Annotated in this window: 15 protein-coding genes and 3 tRNA genes; 2 read left to right on the top strand and 16 right to left on the bottom strand. The window is 69.2% G+C overall.

What is annotated here, in order from left to right; genetic code table 11:
• Positions 1 to 353: 353 nt before the first annotated feature.
• The 10 genes from ACH4XV_RS06805 to ACH4XV_RS06760 form a co-directional block, all read right to left on the bottom strand.
• On the bottom strand, positions 354 to 872 hold the full coding sequence (locus ACH4XV_RS06805; RefSeq protein WP_395787276.1) for a DUF4190 domain-containing protein: 519 nt from the start codon (positions 870 to 872) through the stop codon (positions 354 to 356).
• A gap of 144 nt (positions 873 to 1,016) precedes the next feature.
• Positions 1,017 to 4,892, bottom strand: a complete 3,876-nt coding sequence (locus ACH4XV_RS06800) for a DNA-directed RNA polymerase subunit beta' (protein ID WP_126636172.1) — start codon at positions 4,890 to 4,892, stop codon at positions 1,017 to 1,019.
• A 138-nt stretch (positions 4,893 to 5,030) separates the two neighbouring features.
• On the bottom strand, positions 5,031 to 8,510 hold the full coding sequence (gene rpoB, locus ACH4XV_RS06795; RefSeq protein ID WP_126636173.1) for a DNA-directed RNA polymerase subunit beta: 3,480 nt from the start codon (positions 8,508 to 8,510) through the stop codon (positions 5,031 to 5,033).
• Positions 8,511 to 9,193: 683 nt separating this feature from the next.
• A complete protein-coding gene (gene rplL, locus ACH4XV_RS06790) occupies positions 9,194 to 9,577 on the bottom strand; it encodes a 50S ribosomal protein L7/L12 (protein WP_380031799.1) in 384 nt (127 codons plus the stop codon).
• Between the two features lie 93 nt (positions 9,578 to 9,670).
• Complete coding sequence (gene rplJ, locus ACH4XV_RS06785) at positions 9,671 to 10,234, bottom strand: 50S ribosomal protein L10 (protein ID WP_380031802.1); 564 nt, start codon at positions 10,232 to 10,234, stop codon at positions 9,671 to 9,673.
• A 439-nt stretch (positions 10,235 to 10,673) separates the two neighbouring features.
• Positions 10,674 to 11,390, bottom strand: coding sequence for a 50S ribosomal protein L1 (rplA, locus tag ACH4XV_RS06780; protein WP_126636177.1), 717 nt, complete (start codon positions 11,388 to 11,390; stop codon positions 10,674 to 10,676).
• 133 nt (positions 11,391 to 11,523) lie between these two features.
• Positions 11,524 to 11,958, bottom strand: coding sequence for a 50S ribosomal protein L11 (gene rplK / locus ACH4XV_RS06775; protein WP_078975739.1), 435 nt, complete (start codon positions 11,956 to 11,958; stop codon positions 11,524 to 11,526).
• Positions 11,959 to 12,130: 172 nt separating this feature from the next.
• Positions 12,131 to 13,006: a transcription termination/antitermination protein NusG gene (gene nusG, locus ACH4XV_RS06770; RefSeq protein WP_395787272.1), complete on the bottom strand. Its 876-nt coding sequence runs from the start codon at positions 13,004 to 13,006 to the stop codon at positions 12,131 to 12,133.
• A gap of 64 nt (positions 13,007 to 13,070) precedes the next feature.
• Complete coding sequence (secE, locus tag ACH4XV_RS06765) at positions 13,071 to 13,397, bottom strand: preprotein translocase subunit SecE (RefSeq protein WP_078979280.1); 327 nt, start codon at positions 13,395 to 13,397, stop codon at positions 13,071 to 13,073.
• A 119-nt stretch (positions 13,398 to 13,516) separates the two neighbouring features.
• Positions 13,517 to 13,589: transfer RNA gene (locus ACH4XV_RS06760), tRNA-Trp, on the bottom strand.
• Between the two features lie 207 nt (positions 13,590 to 13,796).
• On the opposite strand from ACH4XV_RS06760, the gene ACH4XV_RS06755 reads away from it, so the two are divergent.
• Positions 13,797 to 15,068 carry a pyridoxal phosphate-dependent aminotransferase gene (locus ACH4XV_RS06755; protein ID WP_395787270.1) on the top strand — a complete coding sequence of 424 codons (1,272 nt, stop codon included), beginning with the start codon at positions 13,797 to 13,799 and terminating at the stop codon, positions 15,066 to 15,068.
• A gap of 131 nt (positions 15,069 to 15,199) precedes the next feature.
• Positions 15,200 to 16,273 (top strand): adenosine deaminase, encoded by a 1,074-nt coding sequence (locus tag ACH4XV_RS06750; protein WP_395787268.1) that lies wholly within the window; start codon positions 15,200 to 15,202, stop codon positions 16,271 to 16,273.
• 1,054 nt (positions 16,274 to 17,327) lie between these two features.
• Here the strand turns inward: ACH4XV_RS06750 and ACH4XV_RS06745 are convergent.
• The 6 genes from ACH4XV_RS06745 to ACH4XV_RS06720 all read right to left on the bottom strand — a co-directional run bounded on the left by ACH4XV_RS06745 (position 17,328) and on the right by ACH4XV_RS06720 (position 19,994).
• Positions 17,328 to 18,380 (bottom strand): UDP-N-acetylmuramate dehydrogenase, encoded by a 1,053-nt coding sequence (locus ACH4XV_RS06745; RefSeq protein WP_395787266.1) that lies wholly within the window; start codon positions 18,378 to 18,380, stop codon positions 17,328 to 17,330.
• A gap of 163 nt (positions 18,381 to 18,543) precedes the next feature.
• Positions 18,544 to 18,972, bottom strand: coding sequence for a MaoC family dehydratase (locus tag ACH4XV_RS06740; protein ID WP_395787264.1), 429 nt, complete (start codon positions 18,970 to 18,972; stop codon positions 18,544 to 18,546).
• A gap of 2 nt (positions 18,973 to 18,974) precedes the next feature.
• Positions 18,975 to 19,433 carry a MaoC family dehydratase N-terminal domain-containing protein gene (locus ACH4XV_RS06735; RefSeq protein ID WP_395788615.1) on the bottom strand — a complete coding sequence of 153 codons (459 nt, stop codon included), beginning with the start codon at positions 19,431 to 19,433 and terminating at the stop codon, positions 18,975 to 18,977.
• 126 nt (positions 19,434 to 19,559) lie between these two features.
• Positions 19,560 to 19,724, bottom strand: coding sequence for a 50S ribosomal protein L33 (gene rpmG / locus ACH4XV_RS06730; RefSeq protein ID WP_004571794.1), 165 nt, complete (start codon positions 19,722 to 19,724; stop codon positions 19,560 to 19,562).
• Between the two features lie 76 nt (positions 19,725 to 19,800).
• Positions 19,801 to 19,876, bottom strand: a tRNA-Met gene (locus tag ACH4XV_RS06725).
• A gap of 45 nt (positions 19,877 to 19,921) precedes the next feature.
• Positions 19,922 to 19,994 (bottom strand) — tRNA-Thr (locus ACH4XV_RS06720).
• Positions 19,995 to 20,025: the final 31 nt, after the last annotated feature.

Below are 20,025 nucleotides of genomic sequence, written 5' to 3'. Positions count from 1 at the left end.
CCCGACCCCCGCGGTCGGGCGTGTCGCCCGGTCTTGGGAGTGTGCTTGCTCAGGAGGCTGCGGGTCGGTCTCCCGCGCCCTCTCACGCACGCATCCCGAGGGGATTGCGGTGAGCGCAGGCACAAGAGCCCGGGGACACCCCAGGCACAAGGAGAGAGACTACCTACCACAGCAGCAGAGGTCAAAGCGAAAAGAAAGACCCCCACCACGACACCGAATCCGGGGCTCTCACGCTGGTGGAGCACCGATTCGCTCGGGCCGATATGTCACTCTCCGGGCCCCACCGTACCCGGCATCGCGGAAAGAGGCGAACGAGCGCCGGGGGCCGCTCCCCCGGGCGGCCGGGCCTCGGGTCAGCGCACGCCGCACCCTCCGACGAGCAGGCCGAGGTAGTCGGAATACCCGTGGTCGTGCCGGGAATCCACGATGAGCATCACCACGACCAGCGCGAGCACCGCCATGCCGATCCAGCCGAGCACCACGCCGGCGATCGCCATGCCGCGGCCCTCCTGGCCGGTGCGGGCGGTCTGGGCCAAGGCTATGTGCCCGAAGATCACCGCGAGCAGGCTGCCGATCCAGTAGATCCAGACGATGCCCAGGATCATCGACGCGATGGCCAGGCCGTTGGTGCCCGGCTGGGGCAGGTAGCCGCCGTAGCCGGGCTGTGGGTAGTAGCCGTAGCCGTAGGGCTGTTGGCCGTACGGGGCGTGCGGGTCGTAGGGCTGCCCATACGGCGCCTGGCCGTAGCCGTACGGCGCGGCGGGGTCGCCATACGGCGGCTGCCCGCCGGGGGCGCCGTAGGGGCCCTCGAAGTCGTCGGCGGGTCGTTCGCCGAAGGAGCCGTACGGGCCGGGCCCGCCGGGGGTGCTCATGGGGTCCTCCCGGGGTACGACGGAGCGTTGGGAGCATCGTCGCACCCCCGGACCCTCGTGGAGAGTCCTTCGGGCACCCGGCCTCGGACACGCGACAGGGCCGCCACCCCGAAGGATGGCGGCCCTGTCCGGTACCGGGACGGATCAGCCCTGGTAGCCGCCGAAGTCGTACTCCTCCAGCGGGACGGCCTGGCCGGAGCCGGACCCGAACGCGGAGTAGTCGGCCTCGTCGTACCCGGACATCGAGTACATGGCGGCCTTGGCCTCCTCGGTCGGCTCGACCCGGATGTTGCGGTAGCGGGGCATGCCCGTACCGGCCGGGATGAGCTTGCCCAGGATCACGTTCTCCTTCAGGCCAAGGAGCGGGTCCGACTTGGCGTGGATCGCCGCGTCGGTGAGCACCCGGGTGGTCTCCTGGAAGGATGCCGCCGACAGCCACGACTCGGTGGCCAGCGACGCCTTGGTGATGCCCATGAGCTGCGGACGGCCCGAGGCCGGGTGCCCGCTCTCCGACATGACCCGACGGTTCTCGGTCTCGAAGCGACCGCGCTCGACCAGCTCGCCCGGAAGCAGCTCGGCGTCGCCGGACTCGATGATCGTCACGCGGCGGAGCATCTGCCGAATGATGATCTCGATGTGCTTGTCGTGGATCGACACACCCTGCGAGCGGTAGACCTGCTGGACCTCCGCCACGAGGTGGATCTGCACCGCGCGCTGACCGAGGATGCGCAGCACGTCGTGCGGGTTGACCGCGCCGACGAGCATCTTCTGGCCGACGTCGACGTGGTCGCCCTCCTCGACCAGCAGGCGCGAGCGCTTGCTGACCGCGTACGCCAGTTCCTCGGAACCGTCGTCCGGCACCACGACGACCTTGCGGGTCTTCTCGGTGTCCTCGATGCGGACCCGACCGGCCGCCTCGCTGATCGGGGCGACACCCTTGGGGGTGCGCGCCTCGAAGAGCTCGACGACACGGGGCAGACCCTGGGTGATGTCGTCACCCGCCACACCACCGGTGTGGAAGGTACGCATCGTCAGCTGGGTGCCGGGCTCACCGATCGACTGGGCGGCGATGATGCCGACCGCCTCGCCGATGTCCACCAGCTTGCCGGTGGCCAGCGAACGGCCGTAGCACATCGCGCAGGTACCGACCTTGGACTCGCAGGTCAGCACCGACCGCGTCTTCACCGACTCGACGCCTTCGGCGACGAGGTGGTTGATGATCACGTCGCCGAGGTCGGCGTTGGCCGGGGCCAGCACCTTGCCGTCGACGACGACGTCCTCGGCCAGGTTGCGGGCGTAGACGCTGGTCTCGACGTCGTCGTCCTTGCGGAGCACGCCGTCGGCACCACGCGTGGCGATCGACAGCACCAGACCGCGGTCGGTGCCGCAGTCCTCCTCGCGCACGATGACGTCCTGCGAGACGTCCACCAGACGACGGGTCAGGTAACCCGAGTCGGCGGTACGCAGCGCGGTGTCGGCCAGACCCTTACGGGCACCGTGCGTCGAGATGAAGTACTCGAGCACGGACAGGCCCTCGCGGAAGGACGCCTTGATGGGACGGGGGATCGTCTCGTTCTTGGCGTTCGACACCAGACCGCGCATACCCGCGATCTGCCGCATCTGCATCATGTTTCCGCGAGCACCCGAGTCGACCATCATGAAGATGGGGTTCGTCTTGGGGAAGTTCAGGTTCATCGCCTCGGCGACCTCGTTGGTCGCCTTGGTCCAGATCTGAATCTGCTCCTGCTGACGCTCGTCCTTGGTGATCAGGCCGCGCTCGTACTGCTTCTGGACCTTCTCGGCCTGGGCCTCGAAGCGCTCCAGGATCTCCTTCTTCGCCGGCGGGACGACGACGTCGGAGATCGAGACGGTGACACCGGAACGGGTGGCCCAGTGGAAGCCGGCCTCCTTCAGGTTGTCCAGCGTCGCCGCCACGACCACCTTCGGGTACCGCTCCGCCAGGTCGTTCACGATGACCGACAGCGTCTTCTTGCCGATCTCCTCGTCGACGAACGGGTAGTCCGCCGGCAGGAGCTCGTTGAACAGCGCGCGACCGAGCGAGGTGCGCACGCGCAGCGGCGAACCGGGCTCCCAGCCCTCGGGCGCGACCCAGCCGCGCGACGGGACGGTGCCCGCCGGCAGCCGCAGCTCGATCTTCGCCTGAAGGTCGAGCTCACGGGCGTCGAACGCCATGATCGCCTCGGCCGTGGACGCGAAGACGCGCCCGTCGCCCTTGGTGTTCTCCCGCTCGGAGGTCAGGAAGAACAGCCCGAGCACCATGTCCTGGGTCGGCATGGTGACGGGGCGACCGTCGGCCGGCTTCAGGATGTTGTTGCTGGACAACATCAGGATGCGGGCCTCGGCCTGCGCCTCCGCGGACAGCGGCAGGTGCACGGCCATCTGGTCACCGTCGAAGTCCGCGTTGAACGCGGTGCACACGAGCGGGTGAATCTGGATGGCCTTGCCCTCGACGAGCTGCGGCTCGAACGCCTGGATGCCCAGACGGTGCAGCGTCGGCGCGCGGTTGAGCAGCACCGGGTGCTCGGCGATGACCTCTTCGAGCACGTCCCACACCACGGGGCGGGCGCGCTCGACCATGCGCTTGGCCGACTTGATGTTCTGCGCGTGGTTGAGGTCCACCAGGCGCTTCATCACGAACGGCTTGAACAGCTCGAGCGCCATGGCCTTCGGCAGACCGCACTGGTGCAGCTTGAGCTGCGGGCCGACGACGATGACCGAACGCGCGGAGTAGTCCACGCGCTTGCCGAGCAGGTTCTGCCGGAAACGACCCTGCTTGCCCTTGAGCATGTCGGACAGCGACTTGAGCGGCCGGTTGCCCGGACCCGTCACCGGACGACCGCGGCGGCCGTTGTCGAACAGCGCGTCGACGGCCTCCTGGAGCATGCGCTTCTCGTTGTTCACGATGATCTCGGGGGCACCGAGGTCGAGCAGGCGCTTCAGGCGGTTGTTGCGGTTGATCACGCGGCGGTACAGGTCGTTCAGGTCGGAGGTCGCGAAGCGGCCACCGTCCAGCTGCACCATCGGACGCAGGTCCGGCGGGATCACCGGGACGCAGTCCAGGACCATGCCGTTGGGGCTGTTCCGGGTCTGCTGGAACGCGGAGACGACCTTGAGGCGCTTGAGCGCGCGGGTCTTCTTCTGGCCCTTGCCGGTGCGGATGATCTCGCGCAGCTTCTCGGCCTCGGCGTCGAGGTCGAACGACTCCAGCCGACGCTGGAGCGCCTGCGCGCCCATGCCGCCCATGAAGTAGGTGCCGAAGCGGTCCCGCATCTCGCGGAACAGGATCTCGTCGCCTTCGAGGTCCTGGACCTTGAGGTTCTTGAACCGGGTCCACACGTCGTCGAGCCGGTCCAGCTCGCGCTGGTTGCGGTCGCGCAGCTGCTTCATCTCGCGCTCGGCGCCTTCGCGCACCTTGCGGCGCACGTCGGACTTGGCGCCCTCGGCCTCCAGCTCGGCGAGGTCGGCTTCGAGCTTCTTCTGCCGCTCCTCGACGCTGGCGTCACGGCGCTGCTCGATCTGCTGACGCTCGACCGAGATCTTGGCGTCGAGGGACGGCAGGTCGCGCTGGCGGCGCTCGTCGTCGACGTACGTGATCATGTACGCCGCGAAGTAGATGACCTTTTCCAGGTCCTTCGGGGCGAGGTCGAGCAGGTAGCCGAGGCGGCTGGGCACACCCTTGAAGTACCAGATGTGCGTGACCGGAGCGGCGAGCTCGATGTGGCCCATGCGCTCACGACGCACCTTGGCGCGAGTGACCTCGACGCCGCAGCGCTCACAGATGATGCCCTTGAAGCGGACACGCTTGTACTTGCCGCAGTAGCACTCCCAGTCCCGGGTCGGACCGAAGATCTTCTCGCAGAAGAGCCCGTCCTTTTCCGGCTTCAGGGTGCGGTAGTTGATGGTCTCGGGCTTCTTGACCTCGCCGTGCGACCACTGGCGGATGTCGTCTGCGGTAGCGAGGCCGATACGCAGCTCGTCGAAGAAGTTGACGTCGAGCACTGTTTCGTCAATCCCTCTTTCGGGGTTTGGTCCCGGCGGTCACGGCGGGGGCTGTGCCGTGTCCACCAGTGTGTGTCTTCATCAGGACTGGGGTCGAAATCCCGGGTCCGGCCTCGCGGCCGGACCCGGGAGGGAGCCTCAGACCTCTTCGACGCTGCTCGGCTCGCGCCGCGACAGGTCGATTCCAAGCTCCTCCGCAGCGCGGAAGACGTCCTCGTCGGTGTCGCGCATCTCGATCGACATACCGTCGCTGGAGAGGACCTCCACGTTGAGGCAGAGCGACTGCATCTCCTTGATGAGCACCTTGAAGGACTCGGGGATGCCCGGCTCCGGGATGTTCTCGCCCTTGACGATCGCCTCGTACACCTTCACGCGGCCGAGGACGTCGTCGGACTTGATGGTCAGCAGTTCCTGGAGGGCGTAGGCGGCACCGTATGCCTCGAGCGCCCACACCTCCATCTCACCGAAGCGCTGGCCACCGAACTGGGCCTTACCACCCAGCGGCTGCTGGGTGATCATCGAGTAGGGACCGGTCGACCGGGCGTGCAGCTTGTCGTCGACCAGGTGGTGCAGCTTGAGGATGTACATGTAGCCGACCGAGACCGGGTGCGGGAACGGCTCGCCGGAGCGGCCGTCGTACATCTTCGCCTTGCCGGTGCCGTCGATCAGCCGGACACCGTCACGGGTCTTGTTGGTCGAGTCGAGGAGACCGGTGATCTCCTCCTCGCGCGCGCCGTCGAAGACCGGGGTGGCGACGTTGGTGCCGGGGGCACCCTGGTCGGCCGCGATCGCCCGGAGGCGACCCTTCCAGTCCTCGTCGTCGCCCTCGACGCTCCAGCCGGTCTTGGCGATCCAGCCGAGGTGCGTCTCCAGGACCTGACCCGGGTTCATCCGGGACGGGACACCGAGCGGGTTGAGGATGATGTCGACCGGGGTGCCGTCCTCCAGGAACGGCATGTCCTCGACCGGCAGGATCTTCGAGATGACGCCCTTGTTGCCGTGCCGGCCGGCGAGCTTGTCACCGTCGGTGATCTTGCGCTTCTGCGCGACGTAGACGCGGACCAGCTGGTTCACGCCCGGCGGCAGCTCGTCGCCGGCCTCGCGGTCGAACACGCGCACGCCGATGACCTTGCCGGACTCGCCGTGCGGGACCTTGAGCGAGGTGTCGCGCACCTCGCGCGCCTTCTCGCCGAAGATCGCGCGGAGCAGGCGCTCCTCCGGGGTCAGCTCGGTCTCGCCCTTGGGCGTGACCTTGCCGACCAGGATGTCGCCGGGGACGACGTCGGCGCCGATCCGGATGATGCCGCGCTCGTCCAGGTCGGCGAGGACCTCTTCGGAGACGTTCGGGATGTCCCGGGTGATCTCCTCCGGGCCGAGCTTGGTGTCACGGGCGTCGACCTCGTGCTCCTCGATGTGGATCGAGGAGAGGACGTCGTCCTGCACCAGACGCTGCGACAGGATGATCGCGTCTTCGTAGTTGTGGCCCTCCCACGGCATGAACGCCACGAGGAGGTTCTTGCCGAGGGCCATCTCGCCCTCTTCGGTGCACGGACCGTCGGCCAGCACCTGGCCGGCCTCGACCCGCGCGCCCTCGTCGACGACGACCTTCTGGTTGAAGGACGTGCCCTGGTTGGAGCGCATGAACTTCTGCACGCGGTACGTGGTGTACGTCGCGTCGTCGTTCATCACGGTGATGTAGTCGGCCGAGACGTCCTGCACCACGCCGGGCTTCTCGGCGGTGATCACGTCGGCGGCGTCGACCGCGGCGCGGTACTCCATGCCGGTGCCCACCAGCGGCGACTCCGCCTTCAGCAGCGGCACCGCCTGGCGCATCATGTTCGAGCCCATCAGCGCGCGGTTCGCGTCGTCGTGCTCGAGGAACGGGATCATCGCGGTCGCGACCGACACCATCTGGCGCGGCGAGACGTCCATGTAGTCGACTTCGTCGCCGGGGATGTAGTCGATCTCGCCGCCGCGGCGACGCACGAGCACACGGGCCTCGGCGAACGAGTCGTCCTCGTTCAGCGGGGCGTTGGCCTGCGCGATGACGAAGCGGTCCTCTTCGTCGGCCGTCAGGTAGTCGATGCCGTCGGTGACCCGGCCCTCGACGACCTTGCGGTACGGCGTCTCCACGAAGCCGAACGCGTTGACCCGGCCGTAGGAGGCGAGCGAGCCGATCAGGCCGATGTTCGGGCCTTCGGGGGTCTCGATCGGGCACATGCGGCCGTAGTGCGACGGGTGCACGTCGCGGACCTCGAAGCCGGCCCGCTCACGCGAGAGGCCACCGGGGCCGAGCGCGGACAGACGACGCTTGTGGGTCAGGCCCGACAGCGGGTTCGTCTGGTCCATGAACTGCGACAGCTGGCTGGTGCCGAAGAACTCCTTGATGGAGGCGACGACCGGCCGGATGTTGATCAGTGTCTGCGGCGTGATCGCCTCGACGTCCTGGGTGGTCATGCGCTCGCGGACGACGCGCTCCATCCGGGCCAGGCCGGTACGGACCTGGTTCTGGATCAGCTCGCCGACGTTGCGCAGGCGGCGGTTGCCGAAGTGGTCGATGTCGTCGACCTCGACCACGATCTCCTGGCCCGACGCGCCTTCCATGGCCTCTTCGCCGGCGTGCAGCTTGACCAGGTACTTGATGGTCGCGATGACGTCTTCGACGGTCATGACGCCGGCGTCCAGCGCCTGCTCGACCCCGAGCTTCTTGTTCACCTTGTAGCGGCCGACCTTGGCGAGGTCGTAGCGCTTCGGGTTGAAGTAGAGGTTCTCGAGCAGGGTCTGCGCGGCCTCGCGGGTCGGCGGCTCCCCCGGACGCAGCTTGCGGTAGATGTCGAGCAGCGCGTCGTCCTGGCCCTGGGTGTGGTCCTTCTCCAGGGTCTGGCGCATCGACTCGTACTGGCCGAACTCCTCCAGGATCTGGGAGTCGGTCCAGCCGAGCGCCTTGAGCAGCACGGTGACGCTCTGCTTGCGCTTGCGGTCGATGCGGACACCGACGGTGTCGCGCTTGTCGATCTCCAGCTCCAGCCAGGCACCACGCGAGGGGATGACCTTCGCGCTGAAGATGTCCTTGTCGGACGTCTTGTCGACCTGGCTGTCGAAGTAGACACCCGGCGAGCGGACCAGCTGGGACACCACGACACGCTCGGTGCCGTTGATGATGAAGGTGCCCTTGTTGGTCATGAGCGGGAAGTCGCCCATGAAGACCGTCTGGCTCTTGATCTCGCCGGTCTCGTTGTTGGTGAACTCGGCCGTGACGAACAGCGGCGCCGAGTAGGTGAAGTCGCGCTCCTTGCACTCCTCGATGGAGTTCTTCGGAGGCTCGAACCGGTGGTCCCGGAACGTCAGGGACATCGAACCGGAGAAGTCCTCGATCGGCGAGATCTCTTCGAAGATCTCTTCGAGTCCGGACTTGGTGGGCACATCCTGTCCGCCCGCGAGGGCGGCCTCGACCCGTGCCTTCCACGCACTGTTGCCGAGCAGCCAGTCGAAGCTCTCGGTCTGCAACGCGAGAAGGTTCGGAACCTCCAGGGGTTCCCTGATCTTGGCGAAGGAGATGCGGAGCGGGGCAGTGGCGGCGCCGGGGTTGGTAGCGGAGGCGGTGCGCGAGGCGGCCAAGAGGGGTCCTTCCGAGGGCTCGGACTCACTATGCGCATACTGGACGGCCCGGGTTCATACACCGGGGTAAGTCAATAGGCAGCGCAAAGGGTCAGTGTAGCCACAAGGCACACCGCTGTCCAGCCCCTATGAAGGGCCGGTCCACCACCCGGATTCGTGAACCATCCGGCAACCGTGCTTCAGGGGTGCGTCCGAAGAATTGCGCGCCCCGATCCGTTCGTCAAGGGGTTGCTTTCCCCCTGACAGCCGACGGAACCCTTCCGAGCGCCGAGAAAACCGGACCTCCGTCCCGAACTCGCGGCCTGCGGCGAGAGTCTCGTCACAGCGGCCGACCGGGTCGGCGAGAAGCCTCGGTAAGCCGGAAAAACACGGTAGACCGCCGGTCCGACAACGCCCGGACGGCGCGCTTCGGACCGGCCGCGCGCGCCGTGGCGCACGCCCTCGGCGAGGACCCGACGACGCTGGTGCGCGGGGGTTCGGCGACTGCTCAGGGTGTTGGGAGTATCACCCTTTCGGGCGAGGCCGATCGGGGCGAATCGGGCGCCGCGCGACCCCTTCCGGTGACCCGCCGACGCCGGCGGGCCGGGTGCGGGCGAGCCCGAAACCGGCCCGGAAAAGCCCGAAGGCGATCGCCCTGACGGACGATCGCCTTCGGTGATGCCGCCCGAGTGGGCGGCGTCGAATTACTTGACCTCGACCGAGGCGCCGGCGCCTTCGAGGGCGGCCTTCGCCTTCTCGGCGGCCTCCTTCGAGACCTTCTCCAGGAGCGCCTTGGGGGCGGAGTCCACGAGGTCCTTGGCCTCCTTCAGACCGAGGCTCGTGAGCGCGCGCACCTCCTTGATGACCTGGATCTTCTTGTCGCCGGCACCCGTGAGGATGACGTCGAACTCGTCCTGCTCCTCGACGGCCTCGGCAGCGGCGCCGCCGCCGGCGGGGCCGGCGATGACGGCGGCCGGGGCGGCGGCCTTGACGTCGAAGGTGGTCTCGAACAGCTTCACGAAGTCCGCGAGCTGGATGAGGGGCATGGCCTTGAACTCTTCGATGAGCTCTTCGTGCGTGAGCGCCATGATCGGCGTTCCTTCCTGATCAATTCGGCTGGTGCCGGGTGGTGTGGATGGGCGGGGGCGCTGCCCCCGGCGACGTCGGTCGCGACTGCCGAACTACTCGGCGGTCTCGGCCTCCGCGGCGGGAGCCGGCTCGCCGGCACCGCCCTGCTCGACCTTCGCCCGAAGCGCGTCCGCGGTGCGGGCGAACTGCGTGAGCGGGGCCTGGAAGGTCGCCGCGGCCTTGGCCATGGAACCCTGCATGGCACCCGCCAGCTTGGCGAGCAGCACCTCGCGGGACTCGAGGTCCGCGAGCTTCTTGATCTCGTCGGCGCTGAGCGCCTTGCCCTCAAGGACGCCGCCCTTGATGACGAGAAGGGGGTTCGCCTTGGCGAAGTCACGCAGGCTCTTCGCGGCCTCCACGGGGTCACCCGTGACGAACGCGATCGCGGACGGGCCCTCGAGGAGGTCGTCCAGCTGATCGATGCCCGCCTCGTTGGCGGCGATCTTGGTCAGCGTGTTCTTCACCACGGCGTACTGCGCGTTCTCACCGAGCGAACGACGCAGCTCCTTGAGCTGCGCGACGGTGAGCCCGCGGTACTCGGTCAGCACTGCGGCGTTCGAGTCACGGAACTGGTCCGTGAGCTCGGCGACCGCGGCCGCCTTGTCGGGCCTCGCCATAGGGCTGGCCTCCTTCCGCGATGCGATTGCCGGTCGACCGTGGCGGTCGACCTGTGCCGGATGAATTCGCCGGTCCGCGGGGCGGAAGGGGTCCACACACGAAAAACGCCCCGGCGCAGGCGCACGGGGCGTACATCCTCGATCCACACGGCATCCGTATGTATCGGGGGTAACGTCTCACGTTCACACCTGCGCAGGCCGTCCGCGATGCGGAACCTTCGTTTGTCGACCCGCCTTGCGGCACGACGACAACGACCGACGGTCTTTGGCTTGGGGTAAAGGTACGCGACGGCACTCGGTCGGAGCAAATCGCTTCTGTCGGGCGAGCGGCGCGGGCTTCACCGGGGCTGCCCGGCGGTGCTTGGCGGCGCCGGGGCCGGACGTGCCGAGGCCCGGCACACCGTGTGGGGTGCCGGGCCTCGTTCGTGTGCGGGGCGGATCAGACCGCCTCTTCCTCCACCAGGAGGTTGCGGGTGCGGTTGGGGTCGACCTGGATGCCGGGGCCCATCGTGGTCGAGACGCCGACCTTCTTGATGTAGCGACCCTTGGCGGCCGACGGCTTCGCGCGGAGCACCTCTTCGAGGGCGGCGGCGTAGTTCTCGACGAGCTGGGCGTCGTCGAACGTCGTCTTGCCGATGATGAAGTGCAGGTTCGAGTGCTTGTCGACGCGGAACTCGATCTTGCCGCCCTTGATCTCGTTCACGGCCTTCGCCACGTCGGGCGTGACCGTGCCGGTCTTCGGGTTGGGCATCAGACCACGCGGGCCGAGCACGCGGCCCAGGCGGCCGACCTTGCCCATGAGGTCCGGGGTGGCGACGACGGCGTCGAAGTCGAGCCGACCCTTGGCGACCTCGTCGATGAGTTCGTCGGAGCCGACGATGTCGGCGCCGGCGGCCTTGGCAGCCTCGGCACGGTCACCGGTCGCGAAGACCAGGACCCGGGCGGTCTTGCCGGTGCCGTGCGGGAGGATGACCGTGCTGCGGACCATCTGGTCGGCCTTGCGCGGGTCGACGCCCAGGCGCATGGCCACCTCGACGGTGCCGGCGAACTTGGTGGGCGAGGTCTCCTTGGCCAGGCGAACGGCCTCGAGCGGCGAGTAGAGACGCTCGTGGTCGACCTTGGTGTCGGCCTCGCGGTAGGACTTGCTGCGCTTCACTGAAAGCTCCTGGAATTCTGAAAGGAGTTGTGGTGGGAGCGGGTCGCGCGGACCCTTCCACTCCGCGAGTCGGTGGGCGTACGCACACCTTCTCGCGCTGTTTCGGTACTGCCGGAGTGCTGCGGGGGCTGGATCAGCCCTCGACCGTGATGCCCATCGAACGCGCGGTGCCGGAGATGATCTTCTCGGCGGCGTCGAGGTCGTTGGCGTTCAGGTCGGCCATCTTGGTCTGCGCGATGCCGCGGACCTGCTCGCGAGAGATCTTCGCGACCTTGGTCTTGTGCGGCTCGCCCGAGCCCTTCTCGACACCGGCGGCCTTGAGGATCAGGCGCGCGGCCGGCGGCGTCTTCGTCACGAAGGTGAAGGAGCGGTCTTCGTAGACCGAGATCTCCACCGGGACGATGTCGCCACGCTGCGACTCGGTCGCCGCGTTGTAGGCCTTGCAGAACTCCATGATGTTGACGCCGTGCTGACCCAGCGCGGGGCCGACCGGCGGGGCCGGCGTGGCTGCGCCGGCCTTGATCTGCAGCTTGATGATCGCTGACAGCTTCTTCTTCTTGGGAGGCATTTTTTCCGGGTCCTTCGACGAGATGTACGTCCCGATCACCACGCGGAGCGCGGACGTGTTCGGGCCCGCCACGCGGTGCGGCGCCCACTCAACGATAACCACCGTTGTGAGGGCGCCTTGTCCACCACCCGGATGCGGCCCCGGCGAACCGGGGCCCCACCAGGGGGAAGTATCAGTTCTTCTGGATCTGGTTGAACGAGAGCTCGACCGGCGTCTCGCGCCCGAAGATCTCCACCAGGCCCTTGACCTTCTGCGAGTCGGCGTTGATCTCGTTGATCGTCGCCTGCAGCGTCGCGAAGGGGCCGTCGATGACGGTGACCGAGTCGCCGACCTCGAAGTCGAGCACCTTGACCTCGGTGGTGCTCTTGGCGCCGCTGCCGCCGCCGGTCGCCTTCTCCTCCTCGGGGGCGAGGATCTTGACGACCTCGTCGAGGGTGAGCGGGAAGGGCTCGTGCGCGTTGCCGACGAAGCCGGTGACGCCGGGGGTGTTGCGCACCGCGCCCCACGACTCGTTGGTCAGGTCCATCCGGACCAGCACGTAGCCGGGGAACTTGTTGCGCTTGACGGTCTTGCGCTGACCGTTCTTGATCTCGACGACCTCTTCCTGCGGCACCTCGACCTGGAAGATGTAGTCCTCCATGTTGAGCGAGGTGGTGCGGGACTCGAGGTTGGCCTTCACCCGGTTCTCGTAGCCGGCGTACGAGTGGATGACGTACCACTCGCCCGGGGCGCGACGGAGGACCTCCTTGAAGTCCTCGACGGGGTCGCCCTCGGGGACGTCCTCGGCTGCCTCGGCGTCGTCGTCGGACTCGGACGCGTCGGCGAACTCGTCGTCGTCCTCGTCTTCGTCGTCGGCGAACTCGGCTTCCGCGCCCTCGGCGTCTTCCTCGTCGGCCTCGGCGTCTTCCACGTCGTCATCGGTGGAGACGGCCGGGGCCTCGGCCGCGTCCTCGAGGGCGATGTCCTCGAGAGCCGCGGCCTCCGCCTGCTCCGACAGGGTCCCCGTCTCATCGGCGGAGTTGTCGGCGGACAGGTTCGGGTCAGACACGTTGGGTGCTTCTTCCTGGCTGGGGGTCGAACGGTCGTTGCAGGCGCGCTGCGAGGGACGGGGCTCAGCCGAAGACGGCGAGCGCGGCCTTCGCGAAGGCGAGGTCGAGTCCGTAGACGATTCCGATGATCATCAGGCAGAACACGATGACCACGGTGGTGTACGTGCTCAGCTCGTTGCGGGTCGGCCAGACGACCTTGCGCAGCTCGGCAATGATCTGCCGGTAGAAGAGAGCCGCCCGCGCGAACAGGTTTTTCTTCTTCTGCTCCGGCTTGCCCGAGGAGCCCTTCGGGCGATTCGCCCGGCGACCGCCGGGGGGCACGTCGTCGGAGCCGTGGCCATCAGAGCTGCTGTGCTCAGGCGTAGCCGTGGAGCCGTGGGCCTCCGTCAACTCGTCCTCACCTGATCCGGTCCGACCGTGGATCACCGACGGGGTTGTCGGCGCCGACAGTTTGCGCTGACTGCGTGCACGTCACGGTCGATCCGAGGATCGACCGCTCTCGCACATCGCAGGGCACGAGGGACTTGAACCCCCAACCCCCGGTTTTGGAGACCGGTGCTCTGCCAATTGAGCTAGTGCCCTTCGTTTGGTCATCAACCTAGCGGAGTCACCGGCCCGAGAACACAGGATTTCGGGCGCGGCAGCACGCAGGTTGGGACCGCCAAGCGTCGAGTGTACGGGGTCGGGTGCGTCAGGTCGAACCCGTGCCGTGACGGTACCGAAGTTCGGGTGTGCTCGCGGCGCGGAATCGGCGTGCTCTCGGCGGGGGCGAATGCGACGATGGCCGGCATGACGGCTTCCACCCCCAGCTCCCCGTCCGCCGCGTCCGGGTCCGCGTTCGAGTCCGGGTCCATCGCCGCCGGGCGACGGGTCTCGGTTCGCGTCGGCGCCATCGCCGAGTCCGCGACGCTCGCGGTCGACGCCAAGGCCAAGGCGCTCAAGGCCGCCGGGCGTCCCGTGGTCGGCTTCGGCGCCGGTGAGCCGGACTTCCCGACGCCGGACTACATCGTGGACGCCGCGGTCGCGGCCTGTCGCGAGCCGCGCTTCCACCGCTACACCCCGGCCGGCGGGCTGCCGGAGTTGAAGGCCGCGATCGTGGCCAAGACGCTGCGCGACTCGGGTCTGGCGGTGGATCCGGCACAGGTCCTGGTCACCAACGGCGGCAAGCAGGCCATCTACGAGGCCTTCGCGGCCCTGCTCGACCCGGGCGACGAGGTGTTGGTGCCGGCGCCGTACTGGACCACCTACCCCGAGTCGATCAAGCTCGCGGGCGGCGTCCCGGTGGACGTGGTCGCCGACGAGACCACCGGCTACCTGGTGTCGGTCGAGCAGTTGGAGGCGGCCCGGACCGAGCGCACCAAGGTGCTGGTGTTCGTCTCGCCGTCGAACCCGACCGGCGCGGTGTACTCGCGGGCGCAGACCGAGGCGATCGGGCGCTGGGCCGTCGAGCACGGGTTGTGGGTGCTGACCGACGAGATCTACGAACACCTGGTCTACGACGACGCCGAGTTCGTCTCGATGCCGGTGGTGGTGCCGGAGCTGGCGGATCGCTGCGTGATCGTCAACGGGGTGGCCAAGACCTACGCGATGACCGGCTGGCGGGTCGGGTGGATCATCGGCCCCCGGGACGTGGTGGCGGCCGCCGCGAACCTGCAGTCGCACGCCACCTCCAACGTCTGCAACGTCGCCCAGGCCGCGGCGCTGGCCGCGCTGAGCGGGGATCTGTCGGCGGTGGACACGATGCGGGCGGCGTTCGACCGGCGCCGGCGCACCATCGTGCGGATGCTGAACGAGATCCCGGGCGTCGAGTGCCCCGAGCCGAAGGGCGCCTTCTACGCCTATCCGTCGGTGAAGGGGGTGCTCGGCCGGGAGATCCGGGGCGCGCGCCCCGCGACGTCGGCCGAGTTGGCGGGGCTGATCCTGGACGAGGTCGAGGTGGCGGTGGTGCCGGGTGAGGCCTTCGGCACTCCGGGCTACCTGCGCCTGTCGTACGCGCTCGGCGACGAGGACCTGGTCGAGGGCGTACGGCGGATCGCGGAATTGCTGGCCGAGGCGAAGTAGCCGCACGTCGTCGCTTATGTCGTCGCCCGTGTCGTCGTTCACGTCGGCGCCGCCGAAGTTTCCGCTCTCCTTCAGGGGGATCATCGGCGGTACCCCTCACGTGTGCGGGGCCGGTGGTCCATGATCTGTGGATGGATCGTCCCGCACGCGATGTCCGCACCCTCCCGAAGGCTCATCTCCACCTGCACTTCACGGGATCCATGCGGTCGGAAACCCTGTTGGAACTGGCGGATCTGCACGGTGTGCGGCTGCCCGACTCGTTGACCTCGGGCCGGCCGCCACGATTGCGGGCGACCGACGAACGCGGCTGGTTCCGCTTCCAGCGGCTGTACGACATCGCGCGCTCGTGTGTGCGCTCCGAGGACGACATGCATCGGCTGGTCCGCGAGGCGGCCGAGGACGATCGGGCCGAGGGGTCAGGGTGGCTGGAGATCCAGGTCGATCCGACCTCGTACGCGCCGCGGCTGGGTGGGCTGACCCCGGCGGTGGAGATCGTGCTGGACGCGGTGGAGGCGGCGCGGAAGGCCACCGGGATCGGGATCGCCGTGGTGATCGCGGCGAACCGGACCAAGCACCAGTTGGAGGCGCGTACGCTCGCGCGGCTCGCGGCGCAGTACACCGATCGTGGCGTGGTCGGGTTCGGGCTGTCCAACGACGAGCGGCGCGGGCGGGCGCCGGCGTTCGAGAGGGCCTTCGAAATCGCCCGGCACGCGGGGCTGTTCGCGAATCCGCACGGCGGTGAGTTGGACGGGCCGCGCAGCATCCGGGACTGCGTGGACGTGTTGGGCGCGCGGCGGCTCGGGCACGGGATCCGGGTGGTGGAGGATCCCGAGTTGATGGCGGTGTTGGCCCGGCGGCGGATCGTGTGCGAGGTGTGTCCGGCCTCCAATGTCGCGCTCGGCGTCTACGACAAGGCGGCGGATGTGCCGTTGCGGACGTTGTTCGAGGCGGGTGTGCCGATTGCGCTGGGCGCGGACGACCCGCTGCTGTTCGGGTCGCGGTTGGCCGCGCAGTATGAGCTGGCCCGGGACGAACACGACTTCACCGACGCGGAGTTGGCGGAGTTGGCGCGGCAGTCGATCCTGGGCTCGGTGGCGCCGGCGGAGGTGCAGCGGGCTTTGCTGGACGGGGTGGAGGGGTGGCTCACGGGGTCCGGCGCGGTGGTGGGGGCGGGGGTTGTGCCCACCCGCCCACCCGTTGCGTGAGGTGAAAGGCTGCGGGATTCGGGCAGGCGGCGAGCGAATCGGGCCCCGCGGCCGAGAGCATCGGGGTGCGGGTCGGGTGCCGACGGCTGGGCGCGGGGTGTGGATGGGCTGCGTGCTGCGTGCTGCGTGCTGCGATGCGGGCCCGGGCGCTGCCTCGTGAGCGGGGACCGGTGCGTCCGGGCCGGCTCGGGCGCCGGAGGCCGGGTTCCGGGCATGAGCCGGCTGTGGGCTTCGGTGGGCGCCGGGCGGTAGGGGCTTCGCGAGTGGGGGGCGGCGCGGGGGGGTCGGTTGGGCGCCGAGATTGCGTGCGGGGCGGCGGCGGGCTGCGGGCTTCTGTGCGGACCCGGGGGCGGCGGAACCTTGCGGCCGGGAACCGGTGCATCCGGCTCGGTCCGACACCGGGAGCTGGGTGCCGGACGCGGGCTGCGGACTTCCGTGAGCGCCGGGTGACCGGGGCCTCGTGAGCGGAGACCGGTGCATCCGGCTCGGCTCGGGCGCCGGGAGCCGGGTGCCGGACGTGAACGGGCCGCGGACTTCGGCGGGCGCCGGGCGGTGGGGACCTCGTGAACAGGGGGCGGCGCGTGGGGTTCGGTCGGGTACCGAGGTTGAGTGCGGGGCGGGGTGGGCTGTGGGCTCTTGTGCGGGCCCGAGCGCGGCGGAACCTCGCGAGCGGGGACCGGGGCATCCGGCTCGGCTCAGGTACCGGGAGCCGGGTGCCGGACGTGAACGGGCTGTGGGCTTCGGTGGGCGCCGGGCGGTAGGGGCCTCGTGAGCAGGGGCCGGGCCGTCGGCTCGGGTCGGGCGCCGAGAGCTGGGTTCCGGGCATGAGCCGGCTGTGGGCTTCGGTGGGCGCCGGGCGGTAGGGGCCTCGCGAGTGGGGGCGGCGCGGGGGGTTGGTTGGGGGCCGAGGTGGGGTGCGGGGCGGGGGTGGGCTGCGGGGTTTTGTGCGGGCCCGGGGGCGGCGGAGCCTCGCGAGCGGGGCCGGGGCATCCGGTTCGGCTCGGGCCGCCGGACGTTGGGTGGCGGGCGTGAGCGGGCCCCGGGCTTGGGTGGGTCAGAGCTTGGCGTTGATGAGGACTGGTTCGTTGGTCAAGGTGATGCCGAAGGTTTTTGCTACGCCGTCGCGGACCTCTCGGGCCAGGGTGAGGAGGTCTTCCGTGGTGGCTTTGCCGCGGTTGGTCAGGGCCAGGGTGTGTTTGGTGGAGATGCGGGCTCTGCCCTCGCCGTAGCCCTTGGCGAAGCCTGCGCGTTCGATCAGCCAGGCCGCGGAGGTCTTCACGTGGTCGGCGCCGGACGGGTAGCGGGGCGGGGTGACGTCGGGGCCCAGGTGGCGGGCGACACGCGCGGTGAGGTCGGCGAAGGCGTCGTGGGTCAGGATCGGGTTGGTGAAGAAGGAGCCCGCGCTCCAGGTGTCGTGGTCGGCGGCGTCGAGGACCATGCCCTTGCCGCGGCGCAGTTCGAGTACGGCGGCGCGGGCGGCGGCCGGCGCGACCCGCTCCCCCGGCTCGACGCCGAGCACGCGGGCCAGTTCGGCGTAGCGGATCGGGGCCGAGCGGCCGGCGTCGTCGTGCAGCCGGAAGTGCACCCGCAGCACCACGAAGCGGTCGTCGCCCTTGAACACGCTGTGCCGGTAGGTGAAGCGGCAGTCGGCCGCGGTGAGCGTGCGCGGGCGGCGTTCGGTGCGGTCGTAGACCTCGACGGAGGTGATCGTCTCGGCGACCTCCTGGCCGTACGCTCCGACGTTTTGCACCGGGGTGGCGCCCGCGCTGCCGGGGATGCCCGCGAGGCATTCGATGCCGGACAGGCCCGCGTCGACCGCGGCGGTGACCACGTCGTCCCACGGCACGCCGGCGTCCACGCTCAGCTCGGTGCCGTCGACGCGGAGGCCCGTGGTGGCGATCCGCAGCACGTCGCCGGCGAAGCCGTCGTCGCCGACGACCAGGTTGCTGCCGCCGCCGAGCACGAGCAGCGGGATGCCCTGCTCGTCGGCGGCGCGGACGACCGCCAGGACCGCGTCGGTGGTCGTGGCCGTGTGGAGCCGACGGGCCGGGCCGCCGAGGCGGAGGGTGGTCAGGGCGGCGAGGGGCGCGTCGATTTCAGGCTGCACCGTTGGATTCTCGCATCACCCGCCCGGCGCCGGGCTCGGGCCGGCCGCCCCGGGGCTCCGGGGGCTCGGGCCGAGGCCGGCCGCATCACGGCTGCCGGCACGCTCGGCGTCCGGGGCCGGGGCCGAGCGGGCCGCGGCTCCGGGCGCGCCCCGGCGCCCGGGCTCAGGCCAGTTGCACGATGGCTCTGGGTACGCCCAGGACCTTGGCGCCGGCGGCGGTGACCACGAGGTCCACGCGGGCCCGGCGGTCGTCCAGGAGTACCGCGACCTTGCCGGTGACCTCGATGGTCGCGCCCTCGACGCTGTCCGGGACCACGACCGGCTTGGTGAAGCGCACGCCGAACTCGACCAGCGCGCCCGGGTCGCCGAGCCAGTCGGTGACCACGCGGGCGGCCTCGGCCATGGTGAACATCCCGTGCGCGATCACGTCGGGCAGGCCGACGTCGGTGGCGAACCGGCCGTTCCAGTGGATCGGGTTGAAGTCGCCCGACGCGCCCGCGTAGCGGACCAGGGTCTCCCGGGTGACCGGGAAGCTGCGCGTGGGCAGTTCGGTGCCGACCGCGACGTCGTCGAAGGAGATCTTGGCGGTCATGGTCAGCCCTCCGATTCGTCGGCGGCGCGGGCCACCAGGCTCGACAGCGCGGTGACGACGTGCTCGCCCTCCACGGTCCTGACTTCGGCGCGGGTGGTGAGGACGTCGTTGCCCGCGAGGGTCTTGATGTCGTCCACGGTGGTCACCACGGTCAGTCGGTCGCCGGCGCGGACCGGTCGGGTGTACGTGAACTTCTGATCGCGGTGCACCACACGCGAGTAGTCCAGGCCCAGTTCGGGGTCGTATACGACCTGGTCCGCGGCGCGCATCGTGACCACGATCGCGAAGGTCGGCGGCGCGATCACGTCGGGGTGGCCGAGCGCCTTGGCCGCCTCGGGGTCGTTGTACGCGGGATCGGGGTCACCGATCGCGGCGGCGAACTCGCGGATCTTCTCCCGACCCACCTCGTACGGCTCGGTGGGCGGGTAGGTCCGCCCGATGAACTTCGCGTCCAGCGGCATGAAGCGGTTCTCCCTGGTGGAGGCGGCGGTGGCCGGCGAGCCGGCGGGGCAACGCTGCGGAGAATACGACAACGAGGCCACCCCCCTCGTGGGGAGTGGCCTCGTCGATGTCGGAGTGCGAAACGCCTAGCGGGTTTCGCGGTGCGCGGTGTGCGCGTTGCAGCGGGGGCAGTGCTTCTTCATCTCAAGACGGTCCGGGTCGTTGCGCCGGTTCTTCTTGGTGATGTAGTTCCGCTCCTTGCACTCCACGCAGGCCAGCGTGATCTTCGGGCGGACGTCGGTGGCAGCCACTGGAGTGCCTTCCTTGCGGTCAGGGGTGAATACAGCAAAAGCAGCCGATGCGGAGTCTCCCCCGAATCGGCTCGCTTGGTAGCGGCGACCGGACTTGAACCGGTGACACAGCGATTATGAGCCGCTTGCTCTACCGTCTGAGCTACGCCGCCTCGACGAGGCCCCCACCCGTTGCCAGGCGGGGATCCCATCGTCTGAGCCCCAATACGGAATCGAACCGTAGACCTTCTCCTTACCATGGAGACGCTCTACCGACTGAGCTATTGGGGCGAGCAGGAAAACCATACACGCTGCCCGACAC

It is taken from the genome of Embleya sp. NPDC020630, assembly GCF_044334985.1.
In the GTDB taxonomy this organism is placed as follows: domain Bacteria; phylum Actinomycetota; class Actinomycetes; order Streptomycetales; family Streptomycetaceae; genus Embleya.
Note: the sequence above shows the minus strand (reverse complement) of the source record. Positions and strands in the feature narration are given on the sequence as shown.